7 protein-coding genes are annotated in these 9,735 nt (G+C 68.5%); all 7 read right to left on the reverse strand.

What is annotated here, in order from left to right; genetic code table 11:
• Positions 1–875: 875 nt before the first annotated feature.
• The gene (locus tag ACFUO4_RS44380; protein ID WP_383496667.1) at positions 876–1,382 is read right to left on the reverse strand and encodes a hypothetical protein; all 507 of its coding nucleotides are present in this window, start codon (positions 1,380–1,382) and stop codon (positions 876–878) included.
• Between the two features lie 676 nt (positions 1,383–2,058).
• Complete coding sequence (locus ACFUO4_RS44385; protein WP_383496670.1) at positions 2,059–3,018, reverse strand: hypothetical protein; 960 nt, start codon at positions 3,016–3,018, stop codon at positions 2,059–2,061.
• On the reverse strand, positions 3,015–4,040 hold the full coding sequence (locus tag ACFUO4_RS44390; RefSeq protein ID WP_383496689.1) for a TniB family NTP-binding protein: 1,026 nt from the start codon (positions 4,038–4,040) through the stop codon (positions 3,015–3,017). Before ACFUO4_RS44390 ends, ACFUO4_RS44385 begins: the two co-directional genes overlap by 4 nt.
• 41 nt (positions 4,041–4,081) lie before the next feature.
• Complete coding sequence (locus tag ACFUO4_RS44395; protein WP_383496672.1) at positions 4,082–6,316, reverse strand: Mu transposase C-terminal domain-containing protein; 2,235 nt, start codon at positions 6,314–6,316, stop codon at positions 4,082–4,084.
• 5 nt (positions 6,317–6,321) lie between these two features.
• Positions 6,322–7,065, reverse strand: a complete 744-nt coding sequence (locus ACFUO4_RS44400; RefSeq protein WP_383496675.1) for a TnsA-like heteromeric transposase endonuclease subunit — start codon at positions 7,063–7,065, stop codon at positions 6,322–6,324.
• A gap of 98 nt (positions 7,066–7,163) precedes the next feature.
• Positions 7,164–8,123, reverse strand: coding sequence for a DNA-binding protein (locus tag ACFUO4_RS44405; protein ID WP_383496678.1), 960 nt, complete (start codon positions 8,121–8,123; stop codon positions 7,164–7,166).
• A gap of 464 nt (positions 8,124–8,587) precedes the next feature.
• Entirely contained in the window at positions 8,588–9,031 is a 444-nt protein-coding gene (locus ACFUO4_RS44410; protein ID WP_383496681.1) for a hypothetical protein, read from the reverse strand.
• Positions 9,032–9,735 lie beyond the last annotated feature (704 nt).

Raw genomic sequence — 9,735 nt, forward strand, 5'->3', positions numbered from 1 at the left:
AGTGTTAATGTTGCATGATCGGAACCCCTGTTGCGCTACAGGTTGCGCTAGAAGCTGCGCCAGGACGTTGCGCTAGAGGTTGCGCTAGAAGTTGCGCACCCCGGCGGCCGGCCTCCCCAACGCCCCAGGCCAACCGGCCAACCAAGCCTGGTAAGCCCGCTGACATCCCCTCTGCACACCCCCACGCCCCCACGAGAACAAGAAGGAGAAGGGAAGGACGGGGACGGGTGGGGTGAGCCTCGGGGGATCGGGGCGCCGTTCCTCCTGTTGCGCGTCGGCGGGGCCTCCGCGCCCAGCACTGGACACAACTGACGCCCGGAGGCTGGGCATGACCGAGTGGAACGCCTCCGACCCCAGCTCAAGACGCGCACCGCCCCTGCACGATGGAGCATTCCCCTACGATGAGAGAGCCCGTCTGAGAGGGCACCTGCTGGCGGGGAGTTCCGGCACGGGTTTGCCGACCCACCGGATCTGCCGTTCCCCGTCAGCAGGCAAAACCCAGCAATAAATAGGGCGCAGCGCAGCAGAGTACGAGCCGCTGAAACCACGACACCGCGCATTTCCCGCTCCCACTTCCCCCACCTCTTTGCGCGCGCTCTGCTCCGCAGACACGACGCGCCGCCGCTACGCGGCGGACACCCGGGCAGCTCCGCGCCCGGACAGGATGGCGGTGGCATCGCTACGCGATGCACGAGGTAGGGGCAGCCCGCTGACACGGGCCACCCCTACCTCGCTGCTCTACGACGCTCCGCGTCGTTCGTGGGTGGGGGTGCCGAGTTCCTTGAACGACATCCCCGCCCGCCCTGCCCCCGTGCCCGGCGGTACACGGGGGCAGGGCGGGGGCCAGGTCGCCATCCCAGCCCACCTACGGGCCGCTAGAGGACGGTGTAGGCCACAGGCGGATAGACCGCCTCACCCTCGTCGTCCTCGTCGCTGCTGTGCAGCCCGAACGCGTCCACGAACACCGCCGGTTCACGCTCGCCGATCAGCTCAGCCGCCTCCGACGCGGTGCACTCGCTGAGCGTGCAGTAGGCCAGGTGCCAGGCCCGGATGACGTACGCCGCGCTCTGGTCGTCCGGCGCGGGGGAGCGCAGGTACAGCGTGCCGTACGACAACGGCTGGGCCAGCCCGACCATCAGCAGGAAGGCCATGTTGTCCAGGTACTTCTCCTCGGCGCCCACGAGGTCGTCCAGGCCGCCCTCACCCTCCACGGTCACACGGAGGACCGCCGCCAGCGGCTTCTCCTCACCGTCCATGGTCACGCCCAGCCGCACCACATGCTCACCCGGCGCCAGACGGCCCATCAGACGGGCCAGCACCGCATAAGCCTCCTCACGGGCCTCCGCGATCCGTGCCGGAGAAATCGGCTTCAACTTCGCCATTTTCTGTTTTCCTTCCAGTCGTCTGAGAGGTTTCACCCGGTGAGGTTGCCGCCTTACCGAGCAGTCCAATTGTATTTCCCAAACGGGCCCACGAGAATGGGGATTTGAAGCATTCCCGGAAAATCAGCCACAGCCTATCGATCACTCAATAAGCAGAATGTTTCCGACGCCTATAGAGCGCAAGGAAGTTCACTACAATCCGCTACCCAGAAACGGCGGGGGACAGCGGATCAGGCCACAATTCATCGATTAAGCCAAACTGACACACCTTCAAGATGGCCGGAAAGCCGCCCCGTTCTTGTCGCTGCTTCTGACGCGCCCGGAGGGGGCGTCAGAACGAATCTGACCGAAGGTCAGATTCCCGGATCACGGAGTGATCCGGCTATCGTCACGGAGTGACGATCCATTCTGGTCTGCCGTTGGTGGTGCGTTTTGATGTTGTGTGTGGGCTGGGGTTGTGCAAGTTGAGTGGGTGGTTTTCCGGTTGGGAGGGTGGCTGCGGGGTGTTGGCGATGGTTGGGTTCGGCCTTTGTGGTGCTTTGTTCGGTGCTGTGACCTGCAGGGATTGGGTGTTGTGCAGGTTGGGCGGGTGAGGTGTCGATGGTTGTGCAGGTGTATCGGCGGGTCATGAGGCAGCCGGGACGGTCACCACTGGCTGTTGTGGTGTCCGGGTGGTTCAGCGTGGGGTGAGGCGGATGGAGAGGAGGTCGCTCGGGGGTGGGGCCAGGCGTGGTAACCCCAGCGCGTGGGCGAGGTGTTGAAGGAATCTGGCGTGTTGCGTGTGGGGGAGTCCGCGTGCGGGGACGCGGGCCAGGGCACGGGCGAGGGTGATGGTTTCGGGATAGGTGATGAGGCTTCTGGTGAGGAGCATCTCTGACGCGTTCTTGTTTCCCTGGAGCAGGCCCTCGTTGGCCGCGGCCAGCTGCTCGAGGCGTCGGGTCCAGCGCGGGGCCAAATGGCGTTGGTGGTCGTACCAGCGGGTGGTGATCGACGTGGCCCACGTGTAGGCGTTGGGTGCGTCTTGACGGCGGCGGAGCCGCTGGTGTTGCTGGTGGGCACGGGTGAGTTCGGGCAGGCCATGGATGTTCAAAGGGCCGGCCAGCCGGTGATCACTGCTGGCCTGTAGGTGCCGTGGACAGAGCCGCTGGTGTTCGGGCAGATACGCCCATGCTGTCGCTGTGGTGCCGTGGCTGTGGGATCGGATGCAGCAGGTGCAGGCGTGTACCGCCCGTAAGGCGGGGTCGGTGGGACGCCACTGTGCCTTGGGCGCGTGGCCGGTGTGCTGTGGCCAGTGGTGTGAGGGCGCCTTTTCGCCGTGGCCGAGGGCATGGTCCAGGTGGGCCGGCCCGATGCCCGCCCATGCGGCCACGTGCTGCAGCGCAGGCGCGTTGAGGTGGAGTTCGGTGGCGGGGGCGGTGCCTGCCGTTCCGCTGTGGTCGATGCCGAGGCCGTCGAGGAGCTGGGCCGGGCCAAGACGGTAGATGTCGGCGAGGCGCTGTATGTAGGAGACGGGCGCTTCGAACGGCATGGGGCGCACGCGTACGACACCCTGTGTCGGCAGGGGCGGCTGTACCGCCCAGGGGGCGCGGATCTTGAGAGCGTCGGGCCGTGAGCCGAAGGTCGTGGCGGGGCTCATAGCGTGCTGCGCCGGTGCTCACGGTCTGCTTCGGCACCCGTGCGCCGCGGGGCGGACGGTGGGGTGCGGGGGCGGTAGTGCTCTTCGGCGAGGTGGTCCAGGCGGATGGTGTCGAGCAGGGCTTTGGTGATGCGTTCGCTGCCGTCGAGCAAAGCGATCAGGGCGGCTTGGCGGATCAGTCGGGAGAGGCTGCCGATCTTTCCGCCGGTACGCGCGTGCAGGTACGAGGCGAGCCGGGGCAGGCTGCCTGGGCGGTGCCGAGTTAGATCGAGAGCCTTCTCCATGGCCCAGATGAGGTCTTTGAAGGGTTCGCTCTTGCCGAGACGGGCAGGGAAGGCGCCGCAGTCGATCAGGCCGGCGCGTCCGGCGAGTTGGGCTCCGCGGATGCCGGTGAACAGTGCGGTGCGGGTGACGTCGATTCCGGCGTAGACGAAGGTGGCGCCGATCCGCTCGGTGAGGTCTTTGAGGAGGTCGGCGCTTTCGGCACCGGTGGTGGTGCGCGGGTTGAGCCGGTGGATCTCGTCGATCAATACGAGTTTCACACCGGCTTTGGCGTAGGTCGCACACACTGCGGTGGTGATCTGGGCCTGGGTCATGCGGGCGGTGGTGGGAATGCCGAGGAAGCGGGCGAACTCGGCGGCGAGGGTTTTCGCGCTGGCGGCGGGCGGCACCAGCACGTACGCGACCGGCACGCAGGCGACGTGGCCCATGCCGGGGTGGGGTTGGCGTGTGGTGTGGGCGAGGTGGCAGGTCCGGCCGACCTGGAGGAGCGCGGTGGTCTTGCCGGTGGTGGCCGGGCCGGTGACGATCAGGCTGGGGCGGGCGGTGGCCTGCTGGTGGCGCCCCAGGAGCATCAAGGTGCGCACGTTGCGGGACAGGGCGTCGATGGCGGGGGTGCGGATGGTGACGAACGCCGAGTGGTAGGCGAGGCGTTCCTCCAGGGTCCGCGGCGCAGCCTGCGTCCCGGGCGGCGTGGGTGGGGGAGTGGTCGCGAATGCCTCGAAGCCCTGCCACGTGTTCATCGCCGGCGCCTCTGGCGCGAGCCGGAAGCCCTCTTCCTCGCTCACCACTGCTCGGCCTCCCGATAGGCGTCGTACAGATCGAACCCCCCACCGGTGCCGGCGAAGCCGTCCGCGCCATCATCACCAGCGCTGTCATCGGGCCCGTCCCCACCGTCGAGGTCGTCGAGGCTGTCTCCCTCTTCCCATCCGGTGCCGTCCTGCATGCTCTGCACCCACCCGCCAGGAAAGGCATGCTGCCCGGCGTCCGTATCAGCCGGTGTCCCCAACAGCGCGGCACCGTCCTCGCCCCGCCTCTCACCCTGCGCCGCGCCTGGAGCGCCTTTGCGCCCGCTCCTGCCCTGCGCCCCTCGCTGCCCCGGCACAGCCGGTGAGAGCGGGACGGCGCGCTCCACCAGGTGCGCCGCCGAAGCTTTGCCCGTGCGGGCGCGGCGCAGGACCTGGTCGAGGACATCGGCGAGATCGGCTTCGTGCTGCTCGCGGCCGCCACGCTGCTCCACGAGCGTCTTCACATGCCGCCAGGCGTTTTCGCCGAACGGTTCGTGGACGTGTTCGCGGTGGATCCAGGGCACTTCGGCGAGCTGCCCGTCAGGCAGCCGTACCCACACCTGCCGCAGATCGTGGGGGTTGTGGTGGACTTCCCATTTGCCGCCCCGGGCGGTGACGCCGGAGGCCTGGCCTCGGTGCTCGTTGAGGACCGCGTGGTCATAGGTGCGGTGGCTGATGCGGATACCGCGACCGGTGACGGCCTGCCAGCGCACGGGCAGAAGCTCGAGATAGTCCCGGCCGGTCAGCGCGAGCGGCACGTACCCGCACACCCCCAGGAGTGCCGCCCACATCTCGTTCGGCGACAGCGCTGCCCGGGGCAGCATGGGGTGCCGCAGTGCTGCGTGGCGACGGGACTGCCATCCGCAGACGATCCACTCGTCGAGCAGCTCCTGTAGCTGTGTAAGAGTCCAGCTGGCCTCGGCTTCCACGTTCCGCCCGCGCCGTGTGACGTTGGAGCCGGTGTAGCCGGCGACGTGCTGGGCGAAGAGCGTGTTGATCGCGCCGAAGGTCCGCTCCACCGAGCCTTTGGCGGTCGGCTGTCGCGGAGGGGCAGGCTGCACACTCACCCCCAGGGTCTCGCTCGCGGCCAGGAAGCCTTCGGAGACGAACACCTTGCCCCGATCCACGACGATGGTCTCGGGCACCACCACCGGCCGCGCCGCGGCCCCGGCGAACCGGTGATCGAGGGACAGCAGCCGTTTGTAGGGCACCGCCGCATACGCAAGCTCCAGCGCCGTCTCCCAGCCGGGCCGCATAGGGTGGGGCACGGCCATCTCGGCGAGCAGCAGCGCCGCGTCCACCGCTTTCGTCCCCTCAGGCCGCAGCACGGCGGCCAGGATGGACCGGGTGGCCACGTCGAGGGCGATGGTGAGCTCCGGACGCGCCACACGCCCGTGGCCGTCGATGGCCATGACGTCCAGCCGGGTGGTGTCGACCTGCACTATCTCGCCCGGCCGCAGCGCCCTGGTCGGCGTGAACGGCCCCACCGGAACCGTTGCGGTACGCGCCGGACGCCCCGGCAGCTCCCGGGGATCGGCCAATGCCTTCACCAGCCGGTTGAACGTCGACTCCGGCGGCACTGCCACCACACCCACCCCGTGCACCTCCTCCAGGACCTGGCCGGTCAACTCCCGCAACCCCCGCAGCGTCCCCTTGGAACGCCCGCGCTGACGCCGCAGAGCCTCCAGCACCGCAGCCACCACCCGCTCATCGCTGCGTCCCGTGGGACTGCAGGCCCGCCGCGCTCGCCCGTCAACCAACCCCAACAGCCCCTGCTGCCGGTAGCGAGCCCGCATCCGCCGCACCGTGGCCACACTGACCTGCGTCCAGCCCAGCGCCGTCAACTCCTCGGCCTTGGCCTGCTCCCGCTCGGCCAGCGACCACCGCTTGAGGTCAAACCGCGGACGAGGCACACCCTTACCGCCGGGCCCGTCAGGAAGCCCGGATTCGACCTCGCGGATGTGCCGCTGCCAAGCCAACGCCCTCTCCCGCGCCTGGACTTCAACCCCCTCGAACAAACCCCACTGCGGCACCTCGGGGCGCACCCGGTCCGTGATGATGCGAAAACCGGGATCAGCGCACATGTGCGCCGCGAGCACCGACGCTGTCGTCCCGGCCTCATCGACCAGCCGCACCGTCTGCCCGACCAGCGCAGCGATCTGCCACGTGACGCCATCGAACACGACATGCGCCCCGACCTCGACCCGCCAGCCCCCAGACAACCCCGCCATCACCCCTACTCCTCAGCCGTTCCACGTCGGACCACGACCCGCTCGTACAAGGGCACCTTGAGCGCCGCCTCAAGCCGCCCCGCCCACAGCGCGTGATACACAACCGGCAAGACCTGCAGCGGATCCCCGACGGCAACCACCCCCTCGATCAACGGCCGAGGCTGCGCGAAGGCATCCAAGACCGCTTCCTCCAGGCCGTCCGGACCCCGGTAGCGCGGATGCCGGTAGCCCGCCAACCACCGCACATTCGCCGCCACCACCGCATCCGGCGGCCCAAGACGCCGGTAGCGCCACCCCACCCGCCCACACACTGCGTCCAGCACCGCCTGAGCCCGCCGCGCCCGTACCCCGCCGGCGCCCTCAACAGCGGGACAGTCCGCCAGCAGCCCGGTCCCATCCGCGTACCGGGCGAACACCTGGGGGATCCAGGACCGCACCCGGCTGCGTTCATCGCGCCACACCACCCGTACCGGACGCGCCGACAACCCCACGACTTGCCGGTCCCGGTCCAGCAGCATCAACTGCGCCCGCATGGCCGCCGACCCGTGCGCCACATGCCAGCCCATCGTGGCCGACCACCACCAGCCAGGCCCCCACCGCCGACCGGGCATGACCGGGAACGCGGCCACCGGCGGCGCGTGCTCAAAACGCCCCTCGGCAACAGCCGCGGTCCAAGGCATCTCCGTCAGACGCCCCGCCTCGTCGACGAACACCGCCTCCACACGCTCCGCACCGTCATCCAGCCCCACACCGGCAGCCAAGAGCAGATCTGGCAGCCACGCAGGGAGAACTCCGTCGCCCCACCCCAACGAGCTAACACGCTCTACCAATCAAGCAGCAGTCCGGCCTACTGGCCGTCCGCAGCCGGGTACGTCCCGAGAATCTCCACGGCCTCGTCCAGGGACAGCCGCGCCCAGCGGGCTACCTCTTCCAGCTCGACTCCGGCGTTCACGGCGGCGGCCATGATCTGCACCAGCGCCCGGTCGAGGAGCTCGGTGCCACGGCTGAGGGTCTCCAGCAGATACCTGGCCGCATCAGCGGTCGGCCCGACCTGCGCGCCGCGCAGGAGCATCACCTGCTCCTCGGCCTCATTCAGGAGGTTGGTGATCAGGAAACGCTGTTCGGCGGGCACCGCAGCACGCCAGTTCGTGCCGGAGCCGGGAGCCTTCTTCTCCTTGGCCCGCACCCGTAACTGCGCGGCCATGGTGGCGGGTTGAAATTCCTGGTGCACCCACCACGGATCATCCGCATAACCGGGCGGCCCAACACGGCCGCGCCGCGCCCGCAGGACGGCTCCCATCCAGGCGATCAAAGGTCCGCCGTAGTCGGTCGCGGCCAGCGGGCCCAGCCACGGCCGGCCCACGCGCTCGCCCAGAGCCCGGCAGAAGGCCCCGTCGGTGGGCAGCGGCCGCGGCCGCTCCGCCCCGCTGTCGGCCCACACCAGCTGCGCCATGGCCGGGTCCAGCAACGCGTCCGCGACGGCGACCACTTCGGGAAAGATGACCGCATCGCGGCCCACGATCCGCCACTTCTCCAGCTCCCCGCCCGCGTCGCCGTCGGCGACCTGGTGCAGCCGCCGCGGCCACACCTTCTCCTCCTCCCAGTACAAGGCCTGCTCCCACCACCGGGCCACCACCGCATGGGCCAGCGCGAACACCCGCTCAGGCTCCACCCCGCCCCGCACCGCCCGCCGCGCCACACCCGCCCACCGCCGCTGCGCCGCGATCATCTCCGGCAGGCTCCGCAGATCCAGATACTCCAGCTCCTGGTCGGCGTCCGCGTCCAGCTGCCACCGCCCATGCCGCACACACACCCGCTCCCACCCCGCCGCGTACCGCACCCACCTCGCAGGCACACCCGTCCGCCGGGCAGCACACAAGCGGCAGCCAAAGGCCACGGGTCCCGCCACCGCACCACCCACACGCCAGACAGACACCGGCTCCCCGGTATCGCCCTTGGGCCCCAGCGCGGCATCCCCGTGCTCCCAAGAGGGCAATGCTCGCGCCATCACAGCGCCGTCGACACCGCACAAGTCCGTCAGTACTTGCCGCCCCGCCGAATTCAGCACCACTTCGGCATCCGCCCTCGCGCCCCCACCCGGATGCCCGGGCCGCGAACCGTGCCACCGCCACCACGACCGCAACGTCGTCTCCGGCACCCCGTACCGGCCCGCGACGCGACAGATCAAGGAGAACGTCGTCTCACCACGCAACGGCGCCACACGGAACACCCCTGAGCCCCAAGCGTCCTCACGACTGCTCCAAGACCCACTCACCAACTCGTCGCCTCCTGCTCCTCGACCGCCGTCTGCCCTGGCACGCGCCAGTCGGCGGGGACTTGAGCGAGGAGCCGTTGCCGCTCCCGCGCATCAAGGCCCTGCCCTCGACGCGCCGACGGGGCGGTCCGTGGACCGACGTACTCCTGTCGCCGCGGCGGCAGCCCAGTCCGACCCAGCTCGCTACGCACCCAACTCGCCTCCGTGCGAGCAGAGTTGTCCTCGAAGCCGAGCAACCAGTGCCCGCCGTCCGCAGCGCAGGCCGCAATCGCGTCGAGAAGCCCCTGTGCGACGACCGCAGGCAACGTGGAATCGGAGTACCGCCGCCGCACCTCGTCTGTCAGTCCCTCATCGCGATATGGAACACGGACACGGATTTTCAAGGGTTCACGCTCTCCAGTCACCTTGACCTGAAGATAGCGAGCTTCACTGTCGTCCATGCCCTTAATAGTGTCGACAGTGAAGATCTTGTCACCGATCCGTACCCACACATCCTTCTTCGACATAATTCAGTGTGGCACGGAAACAAGGTTGTTGAGGCAGCGTCAAAGAAATCCTAGAATACTGAAGTTGACGCACCGGTCGCCCCAGAGAGGGCAACAGGACCGCCCTGAGAACCGACCACAAGAGCCGCCAGGGATGTGTCGGAGCGAGCGCTCCAGCACCTCAGACGGGCCATCAGAGTCCGCCACGGCGACACAAGTTCACACTGGTCCCGCAGGCAAGAGCTGAACAGAAGAGCCGGCCCGAGGACACTCGCGCAGACCAGACGGGGGAGGTGATCTCTCGGAAGTTCCATTGTTTTTTGCTTCCTTGCGCTCTTGCACCTCGGTCCCTACTGGTTTTATGGTGGCACCCTGCCCGAGAATAAAGAGCGCGGAGCCGGGAAGGTTTAAATCCGGTGGATGGTACCCGCATTGACGGTCTTTCAGGAATCCGGAGTAGAGCCGGAAAGCATCCGGACCCCACCTCGTAGCCAGCCGCAGGGATTCGCGGAGCGAATCCCTTTTTAGGCCCGAATCGCGGAGCGAATTCGGGCCCCTGCCAACGGAGTTGGCAGGGAATTCCGGCGGAGCCGGAATTCGGAATTGCGGAGCAATTCCCTTTCCCGCCGCGTAGCGGCGGCGCGTCGTGTCTGCGGAGC

It is taken from the genome of Streptomyces sp. NPDC057280, from assembly GCF_042668605.1.
Classification (GTDB): domain Bacteria; phylum Actinomycetota; class Actinomycetes; order Streptomycetales; family Streptomycetaceae; genus Streptomyces.